28 protein-coding genes and 1 tRNA gene are annotated in these 24,013 nt (G+C 68.5%); 15 read left to right on the forward strand and 14 right to left on the reverse strand.

Going from position 1 to position 24,013, the window contains the following annotated elements; all coding sequences use genetic code 11:
- The first annotated feature begins 16 nt into the window (after nucleotides 1-16).
- The 3 genes from BLT59_RS02805 to BLT59_RS02815 all read left to right on the forward strand — a co-directional run bounded on the left by BLT59_RS02805 (nucleotide 17) and on the right by BLT59_RS02815 (nucleotide 910).
- A tRNA-Val gene (locus tag BLT59_RS02805) sits at nucleotides 17-91 on the forward strand.
- Between the two features lie 110 nt (nucleotides 92-201).
- Nucleotides 202-387: a hypothetical protein gene (locus BLT59_RS02810; RefSeq protein WP_091776262.1), complete on the forward strand. Its 186-nt coding sequence runs from the start codon at nucleotides 202-204 to the stop codon at nucleotides 385-387.
- Between the two features lie 4 nt (nucleotides 388-391).
- A complete protein-coding gene (locus BLT59_RS02815) occupies nucleotides 392-910 on the forward strand; it encodes an HD domain-containing protein (protein ID WP_091776265.1) in 519 nt (172 codons plus the stop codon).
- Nucleotides 911-1,247: 337 nt separating this feature from the next.
- On the opposite strand, the gene BLT59_RS02820 is transcribed toward BLT59_RS02815, so the two are convergent.
- The 6 genes from BLT59_RS02820 to BLT59_RS02855 all read right to left on the reverse strand — a co-directional run bounded on the left by BLT59_RS02820 (nucleotide 1,248) and on the right by BLT59_RS02855 (nucleotide 4,463).
- The gene (locus BLT59_RS02820; RefSeq protein ID WP_091776269.1) at nucleotides 1,248-1,514 is read right to left on the reverse strand and encodes a hypothetical protein; all 267 of its coding nucleotides are present in this window, start codon (nucleotides 1,512-1,514) and stop codon (nucleotides 1,248-1,250) included.
- Nucleotides 1,515-2,627: 1,113 nt separating this feature from the next.
- Nucleotides 2,628-2,870 (reverse strand): hypothetical protein, encoded by a 243-nt coding sequence (locus tag BLT59_RS02835; protein ID WP_091776278.1) that lies wholly within the window; start codon nucleotides 2,868-2,870, stop codon nucleotides 2,628-2,630.
- Between the two features lie 180 nt (nucleotides 2,871-3,050).
- A complete protein-coding gene (locus BLT59_RS02840; protein ID WP_091776282.1) occupies nucleotides 3,051-3,263 on the reverse strand; it encodes a hypothetical protein in 213 nt (70 codons plus the stop codon).
- A gap of 87 nt (nucleotides 3,264-3,350) precedes the next feature.
- Nucleotides 3,351-3,572, reverse strand: coding sequence for a hypothetical protein (locus tag BLT59_RS02845; RefSeq protein ID WP_091776285.1), 222 nt, complete (start codon nucleotides 3,570-3,572; stop codon nucleotides 3,351-3,353).
- 267 nt (nucleotides 3,573-3,839) lie between these two features.
- Nucleotides 3,840-4,058 (reverse strand): hypothetical protein, encoded by a 219-nt coding sequence (locus tag BLT59_RS02850; protein WP_091776288.1) that lies wholly within the window; start codon nucleotides 4,056-4,058, stop codon nucleotides 3,840-3,842.
- Nucleotides 4,059-4,181: 123 nt separating this feature from the next.
- Entirely contained in the window at nucleotides 4,182-4,463 is a 282-nt protein-coding gene (locus tag BLT59_RS02855) for a hypothetical protein (RefSeq protein ID WP_091776291.1), read from the reverse strand.
- Between the two features lie 281 nt (nucleotides 4,464-4,744).
- Between BLT59_RS02855 and BLT59_RS02860 the strand changes: the two genes are divergently transcribed.
- Together BLT59_RS02860 and BLT59_RS02865 are read left to right on the forward strand one after the other, a co-directional pair.
- Complete coding sequence (locus BLT59_RS02860) at nucleotides 4,745-5,254, forward strand: hypothetical protein (protein WP_091776293.1); 510 nt, start codon at nucleotides 4,745-4,747, stop codon at nucleotides 5,252-5,254.
- A complete protein-coding gene (locus BLT59_RS02865; protein WP_091776296.1) occupies nucleotides 5,251-5,757 on the forward strand; it encodes a hypothetical protein in 507 nt (168 codons plus the stop codon). The genes BLT59_RS02860 and BLT59_RS02865 overlap by 4 nt, the downstream gene beginning before the upstream one ends.
- 34 nt (nucleotides 5,758-5,791) lie before the next feature.
- On the opposite strand, the gene BLT59_RS02870 is transcribed toward BLT59_RS02865, so the two are convergent.
- Nucleotides 5,792-6,043: a hypothetical protein gene (locus BLT59_RS02870; RefSeq protein ID WP_091776299.1), complete on the reverse strand. Its 252-nt coding sequence runs from the start codon at nucleotides 6,041-6,043 to the stop codon at nucleotides 5,792-5,794.
- 238 nt (nucleotides 6,044-6,281) lie between these two features.
- Between BLT59_RS02870 and BLT59_RS31110 the strand changes: the two genes are divergently transcribed.
- The 5 genes from BLT59_RS31110 (at nucleotide 6,282) to BLT59_RS02890 (ending at nucleotide 10,573) form a co-directional block, all read left to right on the forward strand.
- Nucleotides 6,282-6,419 carry a hypothetical protein gene (locus tag BLT59_RS31110; RefSeq protein WP_175543912.1) on the forward strand — a complete coding sequence of 46 codons (138 nt, stop codon included), beginning with the start codon at nucleotides 6,282-6,284 and terminating at the stop codon, nucleotides 6,417-6,419.
- A gap of 225 nt (nucleotides 6,420-6,644) precedes the next feature.
- Nucleotides 6,645-7,424, forward strand: a complete 780-nt coding sequence (locus tag BLT59_RS02875; RefSeq protein WP_091776302.1) for an SDR family oxidoreductase — start codon at nucleotides 6,645-6,647, stop codon at nucleotides 7,422-7,424.
- A 64-nt stretch (nucleotides 7,425-7,488) separates the two neighbouring features.
- Nucleotides 7,489-8,772, forward strand: coding sequence for an amidase (locus tag BLT59_RS02880; protein ID WP_091776556.1), 1,284 nt, complete (start codon nucleotides 7,489-7,491; stop codon nucleotides 8,770-8,772).
- A gap of 390 nt (nucleotides 8,773-9,162) precedes the next feature.
- Entirely contained in the window at nucleotides 9,163-9,417 is a 255-nt protein-coding gene (locus tag BLT59_RS02885) for a hypothetical protein (RefSeq protein WP_091776305.1), read from the forward strand.
- A gap of 355 nt (nucleotides 9,418-9,772) precedes the next feature.
- Nucleotides 9,773-10,573, forward strand: a complete 801-nt coding sequence (locus BLT59_RS02890) for a class II aldolase/adducin family protein (protein ID WP_091776307.1) — start codon at nucleotides 9,773-9,775, stop codon at nucleotides 10,571-10,573.
- Nucleotides 10,574-10,754: 181 nt separating this feature from the next.
- On the opposite strand, the gene BLT59_RS02895 is transcribed toward BLT59_RS02890, so the two are convergent.
- A complete protein-coding gene (locus BLT59_RS02895; RefSeq protein WP_091776309.1) occupies nucleotides 10,755-11,654 on the reverse strand; it encodes a LysR family transcriptional regulator in 900 nt (299 codons plus the stop codon).
- 143 nt (nucleotides 11,655-11,797) lie between these two features.
- Here BLT59_RS02895 and BLT59_RS02900 point away from each other — a divergent pair, with 143 nt between their 5' ends.
- Complete coding sequence (locus BLT59_RS02900) at nucleotides 11,798-13,945, forward strand: malate synthase G (RefSeq protein ID WP_091776311.1); 2,148 nt, start codon at nucleotides 11,798-11,800, stop codon at nucleotides 13,943-13,945.
- Nucleotides 13,946-14,086: 141 nt separating this feature from the next.
- Here the strand turns inward: BLT59_RS02900 and flhB are convergent, their stop codons facing one another.
- The 6 genes from flhB to motA all read right to left on the reverse strand — a co-directional run bounded on the left by flhB (nucleotide 14,087) and on the right by motA (nucleotide 18,954).
- On the reverse strand, nucleotides 14,087-15,148 hold the full coding sequence (gene flhB, locus BLT59_RS02905; protein ID WP_091776313.1) for a flagellar biosynthesis protein FlhB: 1,062 nt from the start codon (nucleotides 15,146-15,148) through the stop codon (nucleotides 14,087-14,089).
- Nucleotides 15,149-15,264: 116 nt separating this feature from the next.
- Nucleotides 15,265-16,293, reverse strand: a complete 1,029-nt coding sequence (locus BLT59_RS02910; RefSeq protein ID WP_091776315.1) for a flagellar motor switch protein FliG — start codon at nucleotides 16,291-16,293, stop codon at nucleotides 15,265-15,267.
- Nucleotides 16,294-16,307: 14 nt separating this feature from the next.
- Nucleotides 16,308-16,700, reverse strand: coding sequence for a flagellar motor switch protein FliN (gene fliN, locus BLT59_RS02915; RefSeq protein ID WP_244513799.1), 393 nt, complete (start codon nucleotides 16,698-16,700; stop codon nucleotides 16,308-16,310).
- Between the two features lie 115 nt (nucleotides 16,701-16,815).
- Nucleotides 16,816-17,154, reverse strand: a complete 339-nt coding sequence (locus tag BLT59_RS02920) for a hypothetical protein (protein WP_244513800.1) — start codon at nucleotides 17,152-17,154, stop codon at nucleotides 16,816-16,818.
- Complete coding sequence (locus BLT59_RS02925; RefSeq protein WP_091776317.1) at nucleotides 17,135-18,064, reverse strand: flagellar motor switch protein FliM; 930 nt, start codon at nucleotides 18,062-18,064, stop codon at nucleotides 17,135-17,137. The genes BLT59_RS02920 and BLT59_RS02925 overlap by 20 nt, the downstream gene beginning before the upstream one ends.
- Before the next feature lie 2 nt (nucleotides 18,065-18,066).
- Nucleotides 18,067-18,954, reverse strand: a complete 888-nt coding sequence (motA, locus tag BLT59_RS02930; protein ID WP_091776319.1) for a flagellar motor stator protein MotA — start codon at nucleotides 18,952-18,954, stop codon at nucleotides 18,067-18,069.
- 174 nt (nucleotides 18,955-19,128) lie between these two features.
- Here motA and BLT59_RS02935 point away from each other — a divergent pair, with 174 nt between their 5' ends.
- From BLT59_RS02935 to BLT59_RS02950, 4 genes are all read left to right on the forward strand, one after another.
- Nucleotides 19,129-20,550 carry a DUF1217 domain-containing protein gene (locus BLT59_RS02935; protein ID WP_091776321.1) on the forward strand — a complete coding sequence of 474 codons (1,422 nt, stop codon included), beginning with the start codon at nucleotides 19,129-19,131 and terminating at the stop codon, nucleotides 20,548-20,550.
- A gap of 1 nt (nucleotide 20,551) precedes the next feature.
- The gene (gene flgF / locus BLT59_RS02940; RefSeq protein WP_091776324.1) at nucleotides 20,552-21,292 is read left to right on the forward strand and encodes a flagellar basal-body rod protein FlgF; all 741 of its coding nucleotides are present in this window, start codon (nucleotides 20,552-20,554) and stop codon (nucleotides 21,290-21,292) included.
- A gap of 33 nt (nucleotides 21,293-21,325) precedes the next feature.
- On the forward strand, nucleotides 21,326-22,645 hold the full coding sequence (gene fliI / locus BLT59_RS02945; protein WP_091776562.1) for a flagellar protein export ATPase FliI: 1,320 nt from the start codon (nucleotides 21,326-21,328) through the stop codon (nucleotides 22,643-22,645).
- A gap of 141 nt (nucleotides 22,646-22,786) precedes the next feature.
- The gene (locus BLT59_RS02950; RefSeq protein ID WP_091776327.1) at nucleotides 22,787-24,010 is read left to right on the forward strand and encodes a flagellar hook protein FlgE; all 1,224 of its coding nucleotides are present in this window, start codon (nucleotides 22,787-22,789) and stop codon (nucleotides 24,008-24,010) included.
- Nucleotides 24,011-24,013 lie beyond the last annotated feature (3 nt).

A 24,013-nucleotide genomic window follows, 5' to 3' on the forward strand; every position in this document is an offset into this window, starting at 1 on the left:
TGCACGGCTCCGGCCCGGGCGCGTAGCTCAGCGGGAGAGCACTACCTTGACATGGTAGGGGTCACAGGTTCGATCCCTGTCGCGCCCACCATCTAACCTACGGAGGTTGGATGGTTTTCGGACCGGAAATGGTCATTGGCTCAGTTCTCTCAGGTTCAGCCAACCTGAATCGGGTTCGGCGGACCTCATCGGCAGGTTCGCGTGGCCACCGCCCTAACCGTCCTCGAACCCGGCACGGCTGCCGAGATCGCCGATCAGGAGATCGACGCCGCGGTCGACCCGGTGCTGGCCGCCCGCGCGGCCGAGGCGCGGAGTTCGGACAAGCCGGCGTGGAAGCGCAGCGTGGTCCGGACCGGGATCCTGCTGGCGCATCCGATGAAGGGATGACCGAGTGATCCTGCCTCCGCTCCGCCGCACAGCAGCCGACGCGCAGAAAGTCGCCGCCATCGTCCATGCAGGGCAGACGGATAAGGTGGGCAGGCCCTATCTGGAGCACTTGGCGCGGGTGGCCGCTGGCGTCCTCAGGCTATCCGAGGGGTGCCCGTTCTGGTCGGACGAGGAACTGGATGAGGCGGTGCAAGCCGCGTGGCTGCACGATGTTGTTGAGGACACGAGCTTCGGCTTTGCTGGCCTAGCCAAAGAAGGCTTTAGCGACAACGTGCTGACCTCCGTTGCCATGCTGACGAAGCCGGGCGGGACGGTCACCTACGCGGCCTGGATCAGCAATATCGCGAAGGTCGGAACCCTTCGAGGCATCCTCGTCAAACTTGCCGACCTCGAAGACAACAGTGATCCCGAGCGGCTGGCCCTCCTCCCGGAAGAGACCTGTCAGCGCCTCCTCCGCAAATACGAACCGGCCAAAGAAGTCCTACGAACAGCGGCTCGGGCAAAGGGGTGGCAGGCGGCATAGCTGGCGCGCATGCCGAACGCTCCCTCGCCTCGAGGTGCCCGGCCGCCCCGAGCCATCCGCCAGCGCGCTCGCCGCGCCGGCATTCCCGGTCGAGCGCGGTCTGCGCATACACGCGCCTGGCGACCGATCGCCCTGCGATCGGCGAACGGCACCGGACCCTGAAGCGGTGGCGCTCCGCGGCGGCACCGCTTCAGGGTCCTCACCCTTTCGGCCCGGTCCCACAACTTGACTTCGGGAGGGCACGGCAGCGTTCGATCCAACTCCGCCGCCAGGACAGCCGCCAGCGCTTCTCCAGAGCGCCCGCTCGCTCGTCGTCCGGCACAGCCGCACGACCGCTTCAATTTTCCTGGGCTTCGCGAAGCACAGCGCGGACCTGCCCAGCCGCAGCAGCAAGCACGGTTCTTTGCACGGATCCGTCCGGGCCATCCTCCGCAGAGGATCCAAGCCTGTAATTGATACGGTTCTCGACCGCGTGCAGCAATTCGCGAGCGGCGTCGTCTTCGATGCCGCGCAGCGTCTGCGCGAGATCGAGATATGCGCTTCGCATTAGGCCAAAGGCCAGGCGCGTCGCGACTTCATCCGCACTCGGCATCGTTTCAGTCATGGCGTGCTCTCTACAAAACACGCTCCCCAGAGATCGAATTCTATAAACTCTCGATATAGGATTGTAAATACAGATTTAGACACAACTCCGCAGCCGGAATGCAGGTCTCTCCGCAGGCAGAAATTTAACATAGGACAATGATCAGACGAGGCGGCAGCCACGTCCATTTCCGGGGTTCGCGGACAGGGTGATCGGCCCTTCACCCTGACGAGCGGTGAAGGGCTCGCGGCCTGCGCACGAGCCTCTCAGCGCCGGCCGGTTCCGCGAGCGAAGCCGGACCGTCCGGAACGATGCGCCTCAGCGGCGCATCGGACCCGTTCTGGCCTGGCTGCGGCATAGCCCAAGCCAGAGCTGCGATGACGGCAAGGCTGAAGCCAACGCAGAGCAGCGCCGCCCCGATAGGACGGGCGGGTGCGCGCTGACGCCATGCGCGCTCCACCAAAACGTAACCAGCGCGCCGAGTCAGGATCGCCAGCAGCGGGAAGAGGCCGAGCAGCATCGCATTCATCGCCTGCCCCACCTAGTGACCGGCGAGCTGTCGGAAGGCGAGGAGATCGAGCGCGTCGTGCGGGGGCTGCGTCAGGCCGCCCCGCTCGCAGGGCGCTTCGCCCGTCACGGCAATTCGGTGCGCGGCGGGATCTTGCCACGCCGCCACCGTGCTCACGGTCCCGAGAGATGCGAGCCAGAGGCACGTCAGCCCGCAAAATATCTTCCACCGCCGGGACCTGTGACCGCTGCATTCATGAGCCAGAACGTCGCGCGGTGCGGCCCGGTTCACGGCGGCAAAGCCACTGACCATGGTATCCTCCATCTCGCCCGGCGTATTCGGAGCACCGATGAAGGGGTAAGAGGCTCGATTTACACGACGATGTTTTGTTTGTTGCGACTGAAATCCGAATTACTGGGATGCTCTGCCGCTGCGCCTGTTCCGCCATCAGCTTTGGCTCAAGGCTGTGCGGGGACGGCATGATGCTCGCCTCTTCCGTTCAGCATGGTGAGGCGAGCGACGGCACGAAACGCGGCTGTCTCCTCGTCCGTCCGGATGGACGGACGGACCAGTACGAGCGACCAAGACCGCAATGGCCGTGCAAGTGATCGGGTATGCGGCAGACTTTAAGATTCAGCCTCGACCTCGTCATCGCCGCCGGTCGCACCGACTGCTGGCCCGGGCCGATAGGCGTCCAGCGCCGCATAGGCATCGGTATCGGTTAGCCCCAGCCGCTCCATGTCGGTCAGGAGCGCCAGAATGTCGGCGTCAACCGGCTCGCCGGCCTCTTTGCTCTCGATCAGGGTATTGACCAGTTCCAGGTCGTTGATGGACGTCGCGCTCGGTTCATTCGGATCGGGGAAGGCCATGGTCGGTCTCTCGCAGGATAGCCCTCAGACCTAGGTCACCCGCCTGTGGCCGGCTACACCCCGCACCGGTCTCATGACCTGCCCGGACCAGCAACATCGGCCACCAGCGCAGGAGGTTTGCCGGGACCAGCAGGCCTCCCCGCCACCGAGGCCGCGGAGCAGTGTAGGGCCAAGTCGATCTCAGACGCTGATGTCGACCACACGCTTCTGCGGAGCGAGGCGCGCCTGGCCATCGGCCTGCGTCGCGATGCCGGCACGCGCAGGCTCGGGCACCTCCATCGTGACGGTCTGGAGGCCCTTGCGATGTTCGAGCGCGGCATCGGCTTGCGCCGATTGGATCATCCCTGTCGCCGCCAAGGGTCCAACGGTGTTGATCGAGGTGGTGATCGTCATGGTTCGGACCTCCTCGCGGAGGATCAGACCATGGAATCGATGATCAACCCGTTTTGCCGATGCATTCAACTTGAGGGGTTCCCACGATCAAGCGGAAACGCTGCCGGCCGTCCTGTGCAAGACATCGCCCGAGCTGTCACCGGGGCGGAGCGTCATCAGCCCGATGCTGGCCGATACGACCGCGAGCACCAGCAGCAGAAACAGGGCCTCTCGCAACTCCGCCGCGTGTCCCTCGGCGTCTCGGAGGGCAAACGCCCCCACGGCGAGCAGCGCGATCAGCGCGACCGGGACGACGAGAACGATGGGCATCGGGCGCTCCTGGCGAGCACATAACGATAGCTTGAACCACAAGTTGCCAGGCGGAGCGACTTTTGATGCATCCCTGCCCCGAAGCTCCTCCTGCCACCGACCGAGGACGAGTTCCTCGCCACGACGGTGCAGCCGGGCGCGAGCGTCCCCTTCGGCGGGGCGATCCGCGAGGATAGCGCCGCTGTGCCGCCAATGGCCTCTGGGATCCAGTCGGCCGAGCGACTCCGCTCGTCCACCCTGTCGCGGCGTCGGTGGAGACCGAAGCCGCTACGGTATCGCGGCCCGGTCGAGGGCCGCGCGGCGCAGCCGACAAGCGGCATCCCGGACGCGGCCCATCCGGTCCCGCCGTCCGTCCGGCCGCAGGCGGTCACAGGTCATCGCCGCCGCGTCCAGCGCGGCCGAGGCGGCCGCCATGAGGGCCAGCGCCGTCGCCGAACCGACCGAGATCAGGAAGAAGATCGTTGCGATGACTTGCGGGGCGGTCATGGCGCACCTCCTCGGGTGCCTTGAGATGATGGTCGACACTTATGGCTGCCGCGGACGGGATTGCGTGCGGACGAGCACGGGCCGTGCTGGGTCGAGCGAGCCACGCGGGCGCCGCGACGCCCGTCATCGCGGCCGTGGCGGCGCGCGCTCCGTACAGGAGGAGAATCTCAGCTCCATCTTCCGGCCATCGCGCGCTACGACTTCGCAGGGCTGGTTCAGGAACAGGGCTATCGAGATCAGCCGGACAGCGCGCGGCGGCATCGCCTCCGGCTGAACTTCGATCCGCGCACCGGAGGTCCTGAGTTCCCAAATGAGACAATCACAGCATTCCTGCGGATCCCCAAAGAAGATCTGCCCGGTCTTGAAGGCCGGCCTCCAGGGCTCTTCCGAGCGGTTCTCGGCCATCGCGATCTCCTGAAGAACCGAGTGTTTCAACCCTTAACGACGCGCTGAATTCCAGTTCATTCCGGGCGCGATTTCCGTATCAAACAACACATCCGGCAGCGTCCCGGCCGCGTGGGCCCGGCTACGGAAGGCCCATCGATCGACCTAGCTGTGCCCGGCCCGGCGCAGGCCGCCCGCGGCGTTAATAACCCAATATCCGCCCGCAGTGGGATTAAGCTTTTGTTAACTATTATAAACAGTTTAGTCGGATCAGAATTCTATCGACAGGGAGCAGGGGATCCGTGAGCGAGCTGCAGAGGCTTCTGAACGATCCTCGGTTTCGGCCCGCAGACAGGACCAAGCGCAGCGTCGGCGCCGCGGCCGAACCCGATCTCGGCAACGTCCTGCGCGTCGTCGCGTCGATGCACCCACGGGCCGAATGTCCGAAGCCCTCGGCCGCGCCGCAGGATTGGGACGCGCTCATCCACCGGGTGCAGGCTGCCGCCCGCCAGGCGCGCGTGATTGAGGCCCAGGCCCGCGAGCGGGAGGCGCGCATCGAGCAGGTGCTGGATCAGGTCCGGGAGGAGATCCATGCCTCCAACGAGCGCGCCCGGATGGCCGAGATGCAGGCGCGCGAAGCCCAGCTGCGCGCCGAGGCGCAGATCATCGCTGCCGAAGAGCGCGCCAAGGCCGCCGAGGCGCGCGCCCGTGCCGCCGAGGACCGTGCCCGGCAGGCCGAGGAATGGCTGGACCGTGTCCAGCAGGCGATCCTGTCCGAGTTCTCGGACCTCACCGAGCAGGCTGCGGCATGAGCGGCGCTGCCCGCGCGCGGGCCGAGATGACGGAGCCCCACCCCTTGGCCCATCCCTTGGCTCATCCGGTCGGGCCGCATGAGGACCATGTCGCGCCGATCGACCGGGTCGTGGCGCTGTTCTCCGGCGCCGCTTCGGCCGCTCCCGCAGCGCCCGCGGACGAGGACGACTGGTCGGCTTCCCTGTCCGCCGTGCGCGGCGTCGCGGCGCGGGTGCGCGCCCTGCAGGCCGACGCCCGCGATTCCGTCCGGGAGGCGCAGAGTTCCGTGCGCGCGGCCGAGACGGCGCGCCGCGCCGCGGAGGAGCGGGCCCGCCACGCCGAAGCGCTCCTGCAGGCGGCGCTCGCGCGGGCCGAGCAGGCCGAGGCGCAGGCCCGCGCGGCGGCCGAGCGGGCCGAACGGGCCGAGGCCCAGAGGGTGGAAGCGCGGGCGTGGCTGCGCCGGATGCACGAATGCATGGTCAACGAGTTCGGCGCCCTGTCTCGGGCGGCGGATCAGCCCTGAGCCGGCTCGCAACGGCGCCCGAATGTCCGCCGGGCTACGCCGGGGCCGGCGGAGCCATGACGTCGACCGCGTGCTGCGCCCCGGCATAGGGCCCGGTGCGGCCGTGATACACCGCGATCTCCAGCTGCAGGATCCGGATGCAGGCCTCGGACAGGTCCGGCAGCAGATCGCGCCCGCCGCCGTCGACCGGTATGATCTCGGGGAGCGGGCGCGCCTCGCTGTCGGTCACGACGACGTCCTGCTCGGCCTGGAGATCGCGCGGGTTGATACAGTAGCGCGCGGGCATCCGGTCAGTCTCCCGCAACCGATCCACGGTGCGCCGCCCTAGGACAACCGTGTAAGACTCCGATGAAGAGCGCCGGCCGCCGCGAGCCGGGCCGGCCGCGCCCCGTGTGGTGCACGTCCTGCAGATTTTGCCACGGCTTGTGCAATTACGAGCTCTCGCCTTAATCCAACGAAAACAACTCTCAAGCCAAAGAAACCTGATCTCGTCGCCTCGACACCGTCCGCCTGGCAGGATCGCCGTGACCCTCAGCCTCGTCCTCAGCACGTCCCTTCCGCTCCTCACCGGGGCGGTGGCTCTGTTGTGGGCCGGGTTCGTCGCTCCGGAGCGGGAGGAGCATCCGGACGTGCCCAGCGCCCGCGACCTGCGCACTTGGTGAGCGCCGGGAGCCGGCCGAGCGTCCCCTCGGGACGCGTTCGGGAACGACGCGCGGGCCTTGCCAGGCCATGCTCAGGGGCGCCCTCGGCCGGACCGTCCGCCCTGTCGGCGGAGAACGGCCCGAGAGGCTCGACACCCTGTCCCGGACCGCTTTCGGGGGAGGCGCCCGGCGCGCTATGACGCAACGGACGCCCTCGCGGCGAGGGCCGGCTCACGGAGGCTTTCCATGGATCTCGGCTTGAGCGGACGGCGGGCGCTCGTCTGCGCGTCGAGCAAGGGCCTGGGCAAGGGCTGCGCCCTGGCCCTTGCCCGCGAAGGCGTCGCGGTGACCATCACGGCCCGCACCGCCGAGACGCTGGAGCGGACCGCCGCGGAGATCCGCCGTGAGACCGGCGCCGCGGTGACCCTGGTCGTGGGTGATATCGCCACCGAGGCCGGCCGGGTCGCCGCACTGGCCGCCTGCCCCGAACCCGACATCCTGGTCAACAATGCCGGCGGCCCGCCCCCCGGCGATTTCCGCGACTGGGACCGCGACGCCTGGATCCGGGCGCTCGACGCCAACATGCTGGCGCCGATCGCGCTCATCAAGGCGACCGTCGACGGGATGATCGCCCGCAAGTTCGGCCGGATCGTCAACATCACCTCCGCCGCCGTGAAGGCGCCGATCGAGCATCTCGGCCTGTCGAACGGCGCCCGCTCGGGGCTGACCGGCTTCGTGGCCGGGCTCGCCCGGAAAACCGTGCGGCACAACGTGACGATCAACAACCTGCTGCCGGGCCCCTTCGACACCGACCGGATCCGCAGCAACGCCGAAGCCGGCGCCGCCAAGGCCGGCACCTCGGTTGAGGCGTTTCTGGAGGCCCGGGCCCGCGACAACCCGGCCGGCCGCTTCGGCCAGCCCGACGAGTTCGGCGCCGCCTGCGCATTCCTGTGCAGCCGGCAGGCGGGATTCATCACCGGCCAGAACCTGCTGATGGATGGCGGCGCCTATCCCGGCACGTTCTGACGCGGACCGGCCCGCCGGGCCTTGCGCTTGCATGGGCGGCCCGGACCATGACGCGGTGAGGATCATGAGCATACGCGAGACCGTCGAGGCGCGGCTGGCCCGCATCGCCGAGGGAGACCCGGCGGTCTTCACCCGGCTCTACCCGGCCGAGGCGCGCGCGGCGGCGGACGCCGCGGATGCGCGCCGCCGGGACGGCATCTCCCTCGGCCCCCTCGACGGCGCCATCGTCTCGATCAAGGACCTGTTCGACGTGGCGGGCGAGACGACGCGCGCCGGCTCGATCCTGCTGGCGGACGCAGCGCCGGCGCGGGCCGATGCCCCGGTGGTCGCCCGCCTGCGCCGGGCCGGCGCGGTGATCCTGGCCAAGACCAACATGTCCGAATTCGCCTTCTCGGGTCTCGGCCTCAACCCGCATTACGGCACCCCCGGCAACGCCGCCGATCCGGCGCGCATCCCCGGCGGCTCATCCTCGGGAGCCGGGGTCTCGGTGGGGCAGGGGACGAGCGACGTCGCGATCGGGTCGGATACGGGCGGCTCCGTCCGGATCCCGGCCTCGCTGAACGGCGTCGTGGGCTTCAAGCCCACCGCCCGCCGCGTGCCCCTGGAGGGGGCCTTCCCGCTGTCGTTCTCTCTGGATTCACTCGGGCCCCTCGCCCGGACGGTGGCGGAATGCGCGGCCGCCGACGCCGTGATGGCCGGCGCGGAGCCCGTGCCGCTGGAGGCGTTCCCCGTCGCGGACCTGCGCATCGGCGTGCCGCGGGGCCTGCTGTTCACCGAGACGGAGCCGCTCGTGGCGGAAGCCTTCGAGCGCGCGCTGGCCTGCCTGTCCCGGGCCGGCGCCCGAATCGTCGACCACCCGATCGACGATCTCCTCACCGCGATGGACGCGGCCCTGCCGGACGGCTCCCTCGCGGCGATCGAGGCCGCGGCGATCCACGCCGACTGGCTGGACGGCGAAGCCGGCCGCTACGACCCGCGGGTCCACCGCCGCATCGTGGCCGGCCGGACCGCGACGGCGGCGCGCTACATCCGGACGTTGCGCAGCCGGGCCGAGCTGATCGCCGCCTTCGACCGGCATCTCGCCCCGATCGACGTGCTGGCACTCCCGGCGACCGCCACCACGGCGCCGCTCACCGCCCCTCTGGAGGCGGACGACGCCGCCTTCCTGGCAGCCAATCGCCTGATGCTGCGCAACACCGCCTTCGGCAACTTCCTCGACCTCACCGGCCTGTCCCTGCCGATGCCCGGCCTGTCCCGGCCGGCGGGGCTGATGCTGCTCGCCCGGCACGGGCAGGACCACCGGTTGCTGGCGATCGGGGCCGGGGTCGAGGTCGCGCTGGCCGGCTGAGACCCGGCTGGCGGTCACGCTGGGCCGATGCCATCCGGCGGCCCGATGAGCCGTGCTGCGCATGCCGCGCCCCCGTCCCGAGCCGTCGCCGACGCGCCGGCTTCGCGGCACCGCCGCGTGGAGGGCGGCGCGAGCCGGATGATCGAGGCCGGATATCGGTACAGTCCCAGATCCCACCGCGACCCGCAGGGTCAGTGCGTTCTGAATGTCCGCCCATTCTACGGCCCAGGTCCGGCCGTCTACGGACCCCGCTCCTGAGGGCGCCGGCGCTTCGATCGAACCTGCACCGACCGCTGACGCCGCGATTGCCGCTGGCACCCCGTAGCGCTACCCAGACCCGCGGCGGCGGCGCTGCTGCCGCCGCGATGCCGTATCCGGAGACCTGTGACGATGCGCGCCCTGCTGACCACCCTCGCAACCGTGATCGCCCTGACGACGGGGGCGGCGGCGCAATCCGTGCCGGAGCCGCCCATCCAGAGCCCGCAGGACGCAGCCTGCCGTGAGCAGGCGCGGGCCCAAATCTTCAGCTACCCGAACCCGAACAATCTCAGCCTCTACGACCTCGGCTCGCAGATCTGGCACCTGTGCATGGCGTCCTATCACGGCCGCGGTCCCAATCCCGGCCGCACCGAGCAACGCTTCTAGGGCGGCGCCGGACTGCGTCACCGCCGCCGGGACGGCAGATCGTGATCACCGGCGGCGTCCTGGCGGAGGAGACGCGCGCTCTCCGCGCCAACGACCCGCCGCGGGCTATGCGAGCAGGGCCCGCGATGGAGCGGGTCGAGGCCTGCCCCGGCGATGGCTCGTCCCCGGCTCCCGGCCCTGCGAGTGCCCGCCCGCGATCGGGCCACCGCATTGCCGGGCCGCGCGCCGTGGTGCACCCTGCCGGCGATTCCCGGGCTCGGACCTCGCCCCGAGCCGCCGCCCCGGAATCGCGGGACCGCCTGCGCCGGGCGGCGATCCCGGGACCCGACAGAGCCGGCCGGCAGGGAGCCGTCGCATGAGCGCAGCCACACACTCGACGGTCACGGACTGGGATGCAGGCCGCGCCGATCACGCCGCGATCCGGGCGATGCGCGTCGATCTCGCGGCCGCCTACCGTCTGATCCATCGCCTCGGCCTCGACGACAGCATCTACACCCACATCTCGGCCCGGCTGCCGGGGGGCGGGCACCGGTTCCTGATCAACCCCTACGGGATGCGCTTCGAGGAGGTGACACCGGAGAACCTCGTCACGGTCGACATCGACGGGCAGGTGCTCGAGGATCCGATGGGGCTCGGCATCAACCCGGCCGGGTTCACGATCCACAGCGCCATCCACGCGGCCCGCCACGACGCGATCTGCGTGCTGCACACCCACACGGTGGCGGGCGTGGCAGTTTCCTGCCAGGAGGAGGGGCTGCTGCCCCTGAACCAGTGGTCCATGCAGTTCACGGGGCGGGTTGCCTACCACGCCTACGAGGGCATCGCCCTCGACCTCGACGAGCGGCAGCGGCTGGTGGCCGATCTCGGTGACAAGCCCGTGATGGTTCTGCGCAATCACGGATTGCTGACCTGCGGGCGCACGGTCGGCGAGGCGTTCCGGCTGATGCACAACATGGAGCGCTCGTGCCGGGCGCAGCTGGCGATCCAGGCGGCGGGCGCGCCGGTGATCCGGCCCTCCTCCGCCATCGCCGCCAAGACCGCTGGGCAATACGCCGCCGGCTACGACCGCGTCGCGGTCCAGGGGGCGCCCGACAACGAATGGGCAGCGTTCAAGCGGATGCTGGCGCGGACGGATCCGGATTTCGCGCAGGGGTGAGGGTCCCGAAGGGGCGCGCCGCGGCAGCCTTCGAACCGACGAACGCGCGCCCGCCCTTGACCGCATCCTGAGGTGCCGGGAGAGCGTGGGCGGTCCCTGGTCGGCCTGCCCAAGCGCGTGCGATCAATCTGTTCTCGCACGAGGGCGGGGCTCGTCGCGCCTCGCATAGACCGCCGGCCCCTCACCCCTCGGCCCCGGCCCCGCTCGCGCGGTAGGTCTGCTTCAGGAACGCGATGAAGGCCCGGGTTTTGGCCGGCACGAAAGAGCGGCTCGGGTAGACTGCGAAGATGCCCGCCGAGGCCGCCGCCGTGTAGGCGGGCAGCACAATCTCCAAGAGCCCGTCGCGCAGTTCCGCATGCACGTCCCAGGTGGACCGGAGCGCGATCCCGAGGCCGCCGATCACCGCCTCGCGCACAACCTCGTTGGAATGGGTGCGCAGGGGACCCGACGCGCTCACCGTGCAGGGCCCCTCCGGTCCGATGAGCCGCCAGGGATTCTGGTTCTCGGTGGCGAGGCAGACATGGCCGCGCAGATCGTCGAGGCTCTGCGGCCGCCCCGCCGCGTCGAGGTAGCTCGGCCGCGCGCAGAGGACCCGCCGCACCGGCGCGAGGCGCACCGCCGTCAGCCCGGAACTCTCCAGCGCGCCGACCCGGATCGCGAGGTCGTAGCCGCGCTCGACGATCGACTCGAAATCGTCACTCAGCTCCAGGTTGAGTACGAGGTCGGGGTGGAGGGCGAAGAAGGCCCGCAGATGCGGGACGATGTGCAACCGCCCGAAGGAACTCGGTGCCGTCACACGGAGCGTCCCGCGCGCCCGCGTCGCGTTCTGTGACACGAGGCTCTCGGCCTCCGCAATGGCGTCGACGATCGGGGCGATCCGCTCGAAGAAGGCCGCGCCGATATCGGTCGGGGCGAGACGTCGCGTGGTGCGGTGCAGCAGGCGCACGGCGAGCCGTTCCTCCAGGCGCTTCAGCCGCTTCGAGACCACGGCCACCGATAGGCCGAGTTCTGACCCGGCCTGGGTGAGGCTGCCTGTCCGGACCACGCGGGCGAAGATCTCCAAGTCGCTCTGGTCGTGCATTCTCAACGCAGCGGAAAAAATCAAACTCCTTTTGCCGCCTTTTTCGCAGGTGCCAAGGGGTCTATCGAGGGAAATCAAAAAAATTTCACGGGCCATTCGACTTTTTCTGATGGCCCGTACCCGTCGCATCCCAGAGGATCGCCATGTCGAATCTCGTCGTCGCTGAAGACCTCCGCACCTTCCTGTCCGAGGAGGCGCTGCCCGGTACCGGCCTCTCGGCCGATCGATTCTGGTCGAGCTTCGCGGCGATCGTCCGCGATCTCGCACCGCGCAACCGGGCGCTGCTCGACCGGCGCAACGACCTGCAGGCCGACATCGATTCCTGGCACCGCGACCATCGGGGCCGGCCACACGATCCGGCCGCCTACGCGGCCTATCTCACGCAGATCGGCTACCTGCAGCCGGAGCCCGGTCCTGTCCGGGTGACCACCGAGAACGTGGATGCGGAGATCGCCGAGATTGCCGGCCCGCAGCTCGTCGTGCCGATCTCGAACGCCCGCTACGCGCTCAACGCCGCCAATGCCCGCTGGGGCAGCCTCTACGATGCCCTCTACGGCACCGACGCGATCCCGCAGGACGGAGACCGCGCGCCCGGCACCGGGTTCAACCCGGCCCGGGGCGCCGCGGTGGTGGCTAGGACCAAGGCGTTCCTCGACGCGACCGCGCCGCTCAGCGTCGGCTCCTGGGCCGATGCCGTGGGCTTCTCGGTGACCGGCGGCCGCCTGGCCGTGGACCTGGGCGCCGGACGCAGCGCCGGCCTGACCGGCGCGGCGGCGTTCGCCGGGTTCACCGGCACCTCCGAGGAGCCCACCGCCCTGTTGCTGCGCCACAACGGCCTGCATATCGAGATCGTCATCGACCGCACGAGCCCGATCGGCCGCACCGACCCGGCCGGCATCGCCGACGTGGTGCTGGAGGCTGCCCTCTCGACCATCATGGACATGGAGGACTCCGTCGCCGCCGTGGATTCGGCCGACAAGGTCGCGGTCTATCGTAGCTGGCTCGGCCTGATGCGCGGCGATCTCACCGCCAGCCTGTCCAAGGGTGGCCGCACGATCGAGCGTCGGCTCGCCGAGGATCGGACCTACACGGCCCCAGACGGCGGGCGCCTGACCCTGCCGGGCCGCTCGCTGATGTTGGTCCGGCATGTCGGTCATCACATGTACACCGACGCCGTGACTCTCGACGGCGCCGAGATCCCCGAGACGATCCTCGACGCGGCGGTGACCGCGCTGATCGCCCTGCACGATCTGAACGGCACCGGCCCCTTGCGCAACAGCCGGACCGGCTCGGTCTACATGGTCAAGCCGAAGCTGCATGGTCCCGACGAGGTCGCCTTCGCGGTGGAGTTGTTCGGGCGGGTCGAGGCGCTGGTCGGGCTGGCGCCGCGCACCCTCAAGATCGGCGTGATGGACGAGGAGCGGCGCACGACGCTGAACCTCAAGGCGGCCATCGCGGCGGCCGCGGAAAGGCTGTTCTTCATCAATACCGGCTTCCTCGACCGGACCGGCGACGAGATCCACACCTCGCTCGAGGCCGGCCCCGTGGTCCGCAAGGATGCCATGAAGGCGACTGCCTGGATCCAGGCCTACGAGGACGGCAACGTCGATGCCGGGCTGGCCTGCGGGCTGCCGGGCCACGCCCAGATCGGCAAAGGCATGTGGGCCGCCCCCGACCGGATGGAAGCGATGCTGGAGGCCAAGGGCGCCCATCCGGAGGCCGGCGCCAACACCGCCTGGGTGCCGTCCCCGACCGCCGCGACGCTCCACGCGCTCCACTATCACCAGACCGATGTCCGCGCCCGCCAGGCGGCGCTCGCCGGCCGGACGCCCGCGTCCCGCACCGCCATGCTGACCCTGCCGTTAGCCGAGGGCGCCTTCGCGGCGGAGGCGGTGCGGGAGGAACTCGACAACAATTGCCAGGGAATTCTGGGCTACGTAGTCCGCTGGATCGACCAGGGCGTCGGGTGCTCCAAGGTGCCCGACATCCACGAGGTCGGCCTGATGGAGGACCGCGCGACGCTGCGGATCTCCAGCCAGCACATCGCCAACTGGCTGCGCCACGGGATCGTGGACCGGGAACAGGTCGCCGAGTCCCTGCGGCGGATGGCGGGTGTGGTCGACCGGCAGAACGCGGGCGATCCGGCCTACAGGCCGATGGCCCCGGGCTTCGACGGGCCGGCCTTCCGGGCCGCGGAGGCCCTGGTCTTCGAGGGCGCGCAGCAGCCGAACGGCTACACCGAGTTCGTCCTGCACCGATTCCGCCGGGAGGCGAAGCGCCTGGGGGTCTGAGGCCGGACCCGATCCGGTTCCCGGAGCGCGCGATGCGCTCCGGGATATGCCCTGACGGTGTCGGCGCCCGGTCAGCCTATACCGGCAGGTCGGACCGAGCCACCGCGTCAGCGACATCGTCCTCCTCGAAGCCGGATCCCCTCAGCGCCGCTTGCGCGTCATCACGTAGACCAGCAGATTGGCCACCGCCCGGTAGAACTCCGCCGGGATCGCCTGGTCGACCTGGACATGGTCGTACATCGCCCGGGTCAGGGCCTTGTCGACGACGACCTCGATCCCGCTCTTCTCGGCGATCTCGCGGATACGCAGGGCGATGAGGTCCGCGCCCTTGGCCAGCACAACCGGGGCGTCGTTCTCGCTCTGGTCGTAGCGGAGCGCGATCGCGTAGTGCGTCGGGTTCGCCAGGACCATCGTGGCGCGGGGCACCGCGGCCATCATCTGCTTGCGCAGCCGGTCCTGCGCCAGTGAGCGCAACCTGGCCTTCACCACCGGATCGCCCTCGGTCTGCTTGAACTCGTCCTTCAGCTCCTGTCGCGACATCCGCAGATCGCGCTGCCAGCGCAGGCGTGACCAGACCAGGTCGCCCGCCACCAGCGCGATGGTCGCGACGCTGACGGCCGAGATCAGGCGAACCGACAGGGTCAGCAGGAACTCGGGCAGGCCGATCGGGTCCACAAACATGACGTTCACGATCTCGTGCCGGTCGGCGCGCAGGACCATGAAGGACATGCCGCCGACCGCCAGGAACTTGAAGATACTTTTCCCGAACTCGACGAAACCCTGCTGGCTGAAAATCCGCTTCCACCCGCTGGCGGGCGAGATGCGGGACCATTGTGGCTGGATGCGATCAAACACGATGCGGGGCGCGTTCTGAAAGATCGAGGCGGCGATCCCGGCGACGAGCAGGATCACCAGCACCGGCAGCAGAAACCGGCCCATTTCCAGGGCCAGGGCGTGGACGAGGCGCGTGGCGTCCGGGCTTGTCTCGACGCTGAAGTTCCGCGGCTGCTCGAGGAGCAGGGTGAGCCGCTGCACGAACGGAGCACCCTGATCCCGCACCACGAAGACGAGGAAGATCAGCAGGCCCATGATCGAGGCGAAGACCGGCGCCTCGCGTGAGAACGGGGTGTTGCCCTGCGCGAGCGCATCGCTGATCTTCTTCTCGCTCGCCGCCTCGGTTTTGCTCTCCTTGTCGTCCGACATCGCGCCGCGTCGTTCTCGGGTGTTCTCCGCCGAGCGGCGAACCGACGCGGCGACGGGGTGCGTGTTGCCACACGGGCGAAGGATCGGGCCGGACCGCCGCGCGACCGGTTCCGGCTCTAGCGAATGTAGGTCTCGTCCATATCGGCCGGGCTGAGTTCAATCTCGCCGCGGGCCGCCATCTCAAGGGCCTGATCGGTGATGAAGCGGCGCGCCTCGAGCACGTCCCGCTGCGTGGCCGGCTCGCCGCCCTCGAGCTCGTGCTCCACGAGGCGCCGGACGCGGGCGGTCAGGGCCGTGAGCACGACGTTGCGCAGCGGTGCGCTCGTACCCTTCAGCGCGAGAAGGACCTTCTCGTGTGGGATCTGATCGAACAGAGTCGTGCGCGCGCGGGGCGTAAGATGGATGATGTCGTCGAAAGTAAAAAGCAGGCTTTTCAGGATTTCCGCCGATTTCGGGCGCGACTGCGTGAGGTTGTCCAGCACCTCCTCCATGCTCTGGCGCTCCATCTTGTTGATGATATCGGCCATCCGCGAATGGGTGTCCGCCGCGGCGTTGCGCGCGAGGTTGATCATGAAGTCTTCGTGAATCGTCTGCTCGACCATCTTCATCGTGGTCTCGACGATCGGCTTGAATGTGAGCATCCGCCGCATCACGCCGTTGCGCAGCGGGGCTGGCAGCTGCGCCATCACCTTGGCGGCGCAGGCCGGCTTCACCTTGGACAGGATCAGCGCCACCGTCTGGGGGTGCTCCTTCAGCAGGTAGGTAGCCAGGGCGGTTTCGGATCCGTTCGAGATCCGGTCCCAGATCGAGCGCTCCCCCGCGCCGAGGACGTCGGCCATGAGTTCGGAGATCTGCTCGGGTGGCAGGACCCCCTCCAGAAGCTTCTCCATCTCCCGCGCCGTCCCGACCAGGTTGGCACCGTCGGCGAAGAGGGTGGCCACCTGCTCGATGAGCGCTTCCAGCTGGCCCCGCGGAACCGGCCCCAGTTGCGCGACGGCGCGTGTGATCTGCTTCAGCTCGGCGCCGTCGAAATACTTGATCAGCCGGCTCGCCGTAGCCTTGTTCATCGCGATCAGGACGGCCGCGACCTCCTCGGACGGGGACAGCACTCTTCGACCGGCCTTGGTCAGGGCACCTGCGGCCATGGCGATGCTCCCTGTCAGCCGTTGGCATCCGCCGCGGCGGGACCGACTATCTCGGTGAGGGACACGCCGAAGCGCGAATTGTCGTCCTCCACCACGACAACCTCCCCGCGGGCGATGACGCGGCCGTTCACGACGACGTCGACGGGCTCACCGACGCGGTGATCGAGGGGGACGATCGCGCCCCGGCCGAGCTTCATCAGACTCGACACCGGCATCGTGGCCGAGCCCAGGACAACCTGCATCAGGACCGGGATCCGGAGGATCGAGTCGAGGTTCCGGCCGCTGCCCAGCGGCTCGCCCGGCGACCGGGGGCTCTCGGCCTGGGCCTCGATCCGCGCGAACAGGCTCTCGCTGTGGCCGGTCCCGGCTCCGGAATCGACGGTCGGCTGGTCAGAAGGGGGGGACATCAAGCGCTCCTCGGGAAAGGGAAGGCCCAGGCCGCCGGGCAGCCGGCCGCAGGGATGGCCGCTGAGGCGGCCGCTGGGGCGATCGGCGTCGCACCGGGCAGGCCGGCGGCCGGCATCAGGCGCCGGTCAGGCGGCCGCCCAGCACCGGATCGGAGCCGGCGGCGGGTTGCTCGGCGGCCGTCAGCCTGAGTCGCTCCGCCTTGAGCTCGGCCAGGGCTGCCTGGGCGAACTCGATCTCGCGGCTGAGTTCTTCCAGGACGATTCGGCCGTCCTGCGCGAAGGACTGCACGGCATTGCTCGCGCCGACCAGCGCAGAGGCGCTCCAGTCCACCATGTCGCGATACTGCGCGTGATAGCGGTCGAGCCGTTTCAGCCGCATGTACATCGGGACGAGGCAGGCCGTCGTCGCGATCAGGGCCGCGAACAGCAGGGCCTCAGCGAGCGAGAACATCATCGATAAACTCCTGGTCCTGATCGATGAAGCGGTCCACGCGCAGGACGATGGCACCGTCCTCCTGACCGACGTCGCACCAGAACAACTCGCGGTCGTTTCCGACAAGTTTGATGCGGCTGCGCGGGGTCGCCCGGAGTTCCAGCACCTGCCCGACCGCCAGATCGGCGATCTCGCCGAGCGTGAGGTGTTTCTCCTCCAGGATCGCCTTCAGCGTCACCGGAGTCTTCTGAACCTCGCCGGCGATCTGCTTGGTCCACCGGGAATCCCGGGCCGAACTCTCGCCGACCAAGATCCGCGCCAGGCTCTGGCGCATCGGGTTGAGCACGGATTGCGGGATGACAATGAACATCTCGCCGCCGCGATTGAGCGCCTGCAGAAGAAATTTCGCCGCCACCGCTTGGTTGTTCTGGCGACCGATCACCGCGAAATCCATCCGCAGCTCCGTCCGCTCGAGCTTGAACGGGGTGTCCGCCACGAGCGCGAAGGCGGCTTGCAACGCCTTGCCGGTCTGCTCAAACAGGCGCTGGGCCATCCGCATCTCGATGTTCGAGAAGGAACGTTCCTCGTCGAGGGGTGGCTCGGATCCGTCGGCGCCAAGCATCACCTCCACCATGGTGAAGATGAAGTCCCGGTCGAAGCCGACCAGGATATGGCTGTCCCATTCCGGCGCCTGGAAGATGCCGGCGATCGCGTTCGACTCGTACGGTTCGAGGATGTCGCCGAAGCGCTGGCTCTCGACGTTGCTCAGGGAGAAGTAGACCGGGGAAGCCGCGAAGTGCCGGAGCTGATCGGCGCAGAAGGTCGCGACCCGGTCGAGGATCACGTGCAGCATCGGGAGACGATCGAGCGAGAGGCCCGCCGCGTCCAGCAGCCGGTCCCGGATATCGTTGACGACCTGTTGCCGATCCATGATCAGGCGGCCTCGCGCAGGGTGCTGTCGCCGCGGGGCGCGTTCACGGTCGTCGCGTCCTCGACTTCGTCGATCGTCGGCCGGTACGCCGCCGTGATCGCCTTGCGGCCGTGCTCAATGGCGATCTGCGGCAGCGCGCCGTTCATGTAGGCCAGGAGGGTCTGCTTCACGATGACGAAGACCCGGGCCTGCGCGTCGCGGGTTGCCCTGACCTTGTTGGCCAGGGGCGCGACCACCGTGTAGGAGGCGAAGATGCCCGTGAATGTGCCCACCAGGGCCGAGCCGATCAGGCTGCCCAGGAGGGCCGGCGACTGGTCGAGGGCGCCCATCGCCTTCACGATGCCGAGGATCGCCGCCACGATGCCGAGGGCGGGCAGCCCGTCGGCCATGTTCATCAGCGCGCTGTAGACCTTGAGCTTGTCGCCGCGATGGGTGGCGATCTCTTCCTCCATCAGCGCTTCGATCTCGTAGGACCGCGCGTTGCCGATCAGGATGAGACGCACGTAGTCGCAGATGAACAGAGTCAGCTCCGCGTTGCGCGCCACCCGCGGGTAGGCCCTGAAGATCTCGGACTGACCCGGATTGTCGAGGTGGCCCTCCACCTCGTTGCGCGGCTTGGAGCGCAGCTCCCGCGTCAGCGCGAACAAGAGGCCAAGCAGGGCGAGGTAATCGTCCCGCTGAGGCACTCGGGCGAGGGCGGCGTCCACGATCGCGCGGCCCGTGTCCAGAACCACCTTGGTCGAGTTGGCCACCACGTAGGCGCCGACGGCGGCGCCGCCGACGATGATGAATTCGAAGGGCTGCCAGATCACCGTGAGATGGCCGCCCATGGCCGAAAAGCCGCCCCCTATGCAGGCGACCGCAATCAACAAGCCGATGACAACACCCACGCGCGGCGTCCTTAACCCAAGCGATCTGCTCGACCGGCCTAGAGCGCCATGCTTGCGCCGAGCTTGAGACCTCTGAGAGAAAGACCAGACCCCGATCGCTGCTCGAGTCGACAAGATCCAGGCAAGTTTGACGCCGTATAGGTCGGATAAATTGGCCGATGAGGGATGCGCCCCATGATCTCGACCTTAGCGGATTACCGCTCGATCACCGCGAATATGGCCAAATCCCTCGGTCGCCAGGCCTCAAGCACCGATTCAAAGAAGGAAATAGAATATTTCGAGACTCACATCGGGCAGATCAACACGGTCGACGACTTCCTGAAGGACAACCGCCTGTACACATTCGCCATGAAGGCCTACGGCCTCGACGACATGATCTACGCGAAGGGCTTCATGAAGAAGATCCTGCTCGGCGAGCCCGACGCCTCGGGCCATGTTCTCGTCGACCGCGTGCAGGATTCCCGGTACCGGGACTTCGCCGCCGCCTTCAACTTCAAGGCGTTCGGCGATGATCCGAGCAAGCCGAAGCATTCGGACAATGCCGAGGTTCAGGACCTCCTCGACGCGCTGGCCTCCATCAAGAAGACGTCCCAGGAGCAGAAGGCCGATTACGACGATGAGACGGATCGAGGCATTCTGTATCTTCGCGATATATCCCAGTACATCACATCGACGGTCGACATCGAGAAGGATTCCAAGCTCTCGTCCATCGTCCGGCAGGCGGTCGGCCTTCCGCAGGCCTCGCCGGACGACGACGTCGACGTGCGTGCCATGCAGCTCGACGGCAAGGTGGATGCCGGGGCGTTCCAAGATCCGGAACGCCTGCGCCAGCTGATCGACCAGTACTTCGCAGCACGGCAGGAGGGGCGGAAGGCCATCGTCGACCCCTATTTCCGCCCCGCCGGAACCTATGCCGATTCCGACACCGAGATCGCGAAGCTGACGCAATATTTCAGGGCCAAGATCAAGAGTGTCACCTCCGCGAAGGACGTCGTCGCCGATCCGATCCTGAACGACGTCGTCCGGAGCACCCTGGGTCTTTCCGCGAGCGCGCAGCTCACGAACTGGGACGCACAGGCCAAGCAGATCGCGGACAAGCTCGACGTTACGACCCTGCGGAATCCGAAGACCCTCGATCAGTTCGTCGCCCGGTTCGAGGCGCGGCACGCCGCCGCCCGCACGGCGACGGTCGACGCGTATCTCCGGCAGAGGCTGGAGACGGAGGCCGGCACCGAGAACCCGGGTGTCAGGCTCGCCCTCTACTTCCGCCGCATGGCTCCGGGGGTGCGGTCCGCCTACGGGATCCTGGCTGACCCGGCCCTGACGCAGGTCGTCCGTACCGCACTCGGATTGCCGACCGAAGCCGCCAAGATCAGTGTCGAGGGCCAGGCCAAGCTGATCCAACGCAAGCTCGACATTGCGAGCCTCAGGGACCCCGACAAGCTCGACCAGTTCATCAAGCGCTTCTCGATCCTGTGGGATTCCCAGAACGGCGCCGCCTCGTCACCGGCGCTGTCGCTGCTCAGCGGCGGCGCCTCCAGCCTGGATCCGGACCTCCTGCTCAAGCTCCAGACGATCCGGCAGGGAGGCCACTGACATGCAGGCGTCACTCTACGTCACCCTGTCGGCCCAGATGGCCCTCGAGCAGCGCCTGAACACGGTGGCGACCAACGTCGCCAATCTCGGGACGGCGGGCTACCGGGCGGAAGAGGTCAAGTTCGCGACGATCCTGTCGCAGGCGGGCAGCCGCGAGGTCGCCTTCGCCACGCCGGGCGAGACGTTCCTGTCGCGCAAGGCCGGCCCGCTGACCAAGACCGATTCCCCCCTCGATGTCGGCGTCCAGGGCGACGGCTGGCTGGCGGTGCGGGGACCGCGCGGTCCGGTCTACACCCGGGACGGCCGGATGCAGATCACGGCGGCGGGCGATCTCCAGGATCTGAACGGACGTCCGGTCCTGGATCCCGGCGGATCGCCTCTGACGGTGGATCCCGAAGGGCCGCCGATCACCATCGGCCAGGACGGAATCATCAGCCAGGGTGTCAACCAGATCGGGGCGCTCGGCGTGTTCCGCCTCGATCCCGCAGCAACACTGACCCGGACCGCAGGCGGCGCGGTGGCGTCGGACATTCCGGGTCGCCCGATCCTCGATTTCAACCAGCGCGACGAGACGACGGTCCGGGTCCAGCAGGGATTCCAGGAAGGTGCCAACGTCAATCCGATCCTGGAGATGGCGCGGCTCATCGAGATCACGCGGACATTCCAGAGTGCGGCGGCCGCGGTGGCGGAATCTGAATCGTCGCTGCAGGACGCGATCCGCGGCCTCGGCCCGGCCAGCTAGGCGATGGCCGAACCCGAAGCACGGGCGATCCGCATGAACGCGCTCGACCGCCTCGCCGAAGGACTTCAGGACCGGGAGGATCAGCCACTGGTCCGGGTCGGCGGCTCCGTCCGGGAGATCGGATTCGGCCATTGCCGCATCCGCATCGCCACGCCCCTGCTGAGGCTCGGCGACCGGATGCGGGTGGAGACGACGGGCCGCCCCCTGGAGGGCGAGGTGGTGCGGATCGACGAGGCGGGGGTGATCCTCAAGCCGTTCGACGGCCGGATCGAGGCCGGCCTCGGCGCGCCCGCCTACCGTGTGCCCGCGGCCGCCCCGCGACCTTGCGAGGGCTGGAAGAACCGCGTCGTCAACGCCCTCGGCCAGCCCATTGACGGGAAGGGGGATCTACCCCGGGGCGACCGCGCCATGCCGCTGGATGCCGATCCGCCGCCGGCGATGCGCCGGTCGCGGGTGGAGCGCCCACTTCAGACCGGCGTGCGGGCGATGGACCTGTTCACCCCCCTCTGCGCCGCGCAGCGCATCGGCATCTTCGCGGGATCCGGCGTGGGCAAGACGACGCTGCTGTCGATGCTCGCGCGCTGCAGGGGCTTCGACGCCGTGGTCGTCGCCCTGGTGGGGGAACGCGGGCGCGAGGTGCGCGAGTTCCTGGAGGGACCGATCCAGGAGAGCCGATCCCGCGCCGTGGTGGTGGTCGCCACCGGCGACGAGAGCCCGATGATGCGCCGGCAGGCACCGAAGCTCGCCATGGCGATCGCCGAATCCTTCCGAGATCGGGGTCAGTCGGTCCTGCTGGTCCTCGATTCGGTCACCCGCTTCGCCCATGCGGCCCGGGAGGTGGCGCTGGCGGCGGGTGAGCCGCCGGTGGCGCGGGGTTACCCGCCGAGCGTGTTCGGCGACCTCCCGCGCCTTCTGGAGCGTGCCGGCCCGGGGCTGGAGGACGGGGGTACGATCACCGGGATCTTCTCGGTCCTGATCGACGGCGACGACCACAACGATCCCGTGGCCGACAGCATCCGCGGCACCCTCGACGGGCACATCGTCCTCGACCGGGCGATCGCCGACCAGGGCCGCTATCCGGCGATCAACCTGCTCGGCTCGATCTCACGCTTGGCCGATCTGGTCTGGAGCCCGCAGCAGCGGGAGCTGGTGCGCACGCTCAAGAGCATGATCGCCCGTTACGAGGATTCCCGCGACCTGCGGCTGATGGGTGGCTACCACGCGGGAACCGATCCCGAGCTGGATCAGGCGGTGGCTCTGGTCCCGAAGATCTACGCCGCCCTGCGGCAGGATCCGACGGAGCCGCAGAGTCAGGACGCCTTCCTGGATCTCGCCAACGCGCTGCGCGGCTGAGCCAGGCCGGGACGGCCCGATGCGGCCGCCCGGTTCACGCTTCCGGGGCCGGCGGACGAGCCGGCACCGATGTCGAAAGCCTCGCGCAAGCGAAGGCTGATCTGAGTAACGCAACGGTATTATCCAACAGGGAATCTCGCCATGGGTCTGTACGGCGTGCTGAACAGCGGCGTGTCCGGAATGAACGCGCAGTCGAACCGGCTTGGTACGGTGGCCGACAACATCCAGAACCAGAACACGACCGGCTACAAGCGCGCGGAGACCCAGTTCTCGTCGCTCCTGATCGATTCGAGCCCCGGCTCGTACAATGCGGGCTCGGTCGATACCGTGGTCCGGCACATGATCAGCGCCGAGGGCACCGGCACCGCCACCTCCTCGCCCACCGACCTCACCATCAAGGGCAACGGGTTCTTCGTCGTGCGGGACGCATCCGGGCGGTCCGCGCTCACCCGGGCCGGAAACTTCGTGGTCGACGGGCCGACGGGTGATCTCGTCAACGCCGCCGGCATGCGCCTCCAGGGCTACAGCCTCGCCTCCGGCGAGCCGAGCGTGTCGCTGAACAGCCTCGACGGGATGGTGAACGTCAACGTGGCGAAGCTGGCGATGAAGACCAGCCCGTCCACCGCCGGCACGATCGAGGGCAACCTCTACAGCGACACCCCGAACGTCACGACGCCTCCGGGTTACTCGGTGAAGACTTCGGCCACGACCTACGACAACCTAGGTCACGCTGTGAAAGTCGATCTGTACTTCTCCAAGACGGCCAACAACACGTGGCAGGCCTCGGCCTACGATTCCAGCGTGCCAGGCAACTATCCCGGCACGCCGCTCGCAGGCCCGACGACGCTGACATTCGACTCGTTCGGCCAGATCGTCGGTTCTCCGAAGCTCAACTTCACCGTGCCGAATGGCCAGCCCTTCACCCTGGATCTGTCCCCGATCTCGCAGGTGGCGGATGTCGCGAAGGTCACCGACCTCAAGGCGCGCTCCGTCAACGGCAATGCGCCGAGCGCGGTGGAGGGGGCCAAAGTCGGCGAGGACGGCACGGTCTACGCGATCTACAAGGACGGCTCGATGCGCGCGGCCTACCGGATCCCCGTGGCCAGCGTGGCGAGCCCGGACAATCTGACGCCTCGGTCCGGCAACGTCTTCGACGTGAGCCCCACGTCGGGACCGGCCCAGATCGGTTTCGCCAATGTCGGCGGCCGCGGCCACATCCAGTCGAACATGCTGGAGAACTCGAACGTCGATCTTGGCAATGAACTCGCCACGATGATCGAGTCGCAGACGAGCTACGGCGCGAACTCCAAGGTCTTCCAGACCGGCGCCGAGATGCTCGAACTGCTCGTCAACCTGAAGCGCTGATCG

Source organism: Methylobacterium sp. UNC378MF, from assembly GCF_900103195.1.
In the GTDB taxonomy this organism is placed as follows: domain Bacteria; phylum Pseudomonadota; class Alphaproteobacteria; order Rhizobiales; family Beijerinckiaceae; genus Methylobacterium.